General features: G+C 62.7%; 2 protein-coding genes. One reads left to right on the top strand and one right to left on the bottom strand.

Annotated features, from left to right (window positions below):
- A partial coding sequence (locus AC01FP_RS18435; RefSeq protein WP_474482312.1) for a TetR family transcriptional regulator occupies positions 1-191 on the bottom strand: 191 nt, incomplete at its 3' end.
- A 69-nt stretch (positions 192-260) separates the two neighbouring features.
- Between AC01FP_RS18435 and AC01FP_RS18430 the strand changes: the two genes are divergently transcribed.
- On the top strand, positions 261-695 hold a 435-nt coding region (locus AC01FP_RS18430), incomplete at its 3' end, for a hypothetical protein (protein ID WP_474482310.1).

Below are 695 nucleotides of genomic sequence, written 5' to 3'. Positions count from 1 at the left end.
TCAATGTGGCGGACGAGCGAGAGGTACAGGTCGGCCCGGTCGGCAAAGTGCAGGTACACCGCCTGGCGCGAAACGCCGGCCGCCTTTGCCACCTGCACCAGGTTTGCCGCGGCGCGGCCCTGCTGCATCAACGCTAGGGCTGCATCGAGGATCAGGGTGCGCGTATCGGGCTTCGCAGTAGTGGTTGACATGGTGTAAACTGCTCACTAATTGACACAGTGTAAATCAACTCAATTGCACCCCAAGTCAAGGAACCAGACATGATCCACCACATTTCGATTGCCGCCCATGATCCGCACCGCGTCGCCACCGTGCTGGGCGAACTGATGCAGGGCTTTGCCTTGCCCTTTCCGCCCTATCCCGGATCGTTCCTCGCCGTCGCGCCCGATGGGCAGGGCACCGGCATCGAGGTGCACCCGCATGACCTGGTGATCGATCCCGGCACCGAGCACGGCCCCGCGTTCGGCCAGGTGGAACCGGCTTCGCTCTATACGGCGACGCACGTTGCGCTGAGCGTTTCACTCGATGTCGCGGCAGTCCAGCAGATCGCCGAGCGCGAAGGCTGGCTGTGCCGGATTTGCAGCCGCGGCGGCGATTTCGATGTTCTGGAACTCTGGCTGGAGAACCGTTTCCTGGTCGAGGTCATGCCGCCGGAATTCACGGCCAGCTACCTGGCCTTCGCCAACCATATTGCC

This window comes from Cyanobium sp. NIVA-CYA 375 (assembly GCF_056108345.1).
Note: the sequence above shows the minus strand (reverse complement) of the source record. Positions and strands in the feature narration are given on the sequence as shown.